The sequence below is a fragment of the Vibrio sp. 10N.261.52.A1 genome (genome assembly GCF_002876325.1).
GTDB classification, from domain to species: Bacteria; Pseudomonadota; Gammaproteobacteria; order Enterobacterales; family Vibrionaceae; genus Vibrio; species Vibrio chagasii.
Genome location: NZ_MCYD01000472.1, coordinates 1 through 255, shown reverse-complemented (window position 1 = coordinate 255; position 255 = coordinate 1). Strand labels below are relative to the sequence as shown.

The following is a 255-nucleotide window of genomic DNA, read 5'->3' as shown; positions in this document are numbered from 1 at the left end:
ATTTAAAACAGATCCGTAAAACCTATCGCAACGCGGACAACGAAACGTTAAAGGGCATCGACATTAGTATCGATTCGGGGGAATTTTTGATACTTGTCGGCCCTTCGGGGTGTGGAAAATCCACCCTAATGAATACCATTGCTGGGCTAGAAAACATTAGTTCAGGTGAAATCGTGATTGACGGTGTCGACGTGGCTCAGGTTGAACCTAAAGATCGCGACATCGCGATGGTATTCCAATCATACGCACTTTATC

Annotated in this window: 1 protein-coding gene; it reads left to right on the top strand. The window is 45.1% G+C overall.

The features are described 5' to 3' along the window. Nucleotides 1-255, top strand: a 255-nt coding sequence (locus BCT81_RS05585; protein ID WP_133152570.1) for an ATP-binding cassette domain-containing protein, incomplete at both ends; no start/stop codon positions are given.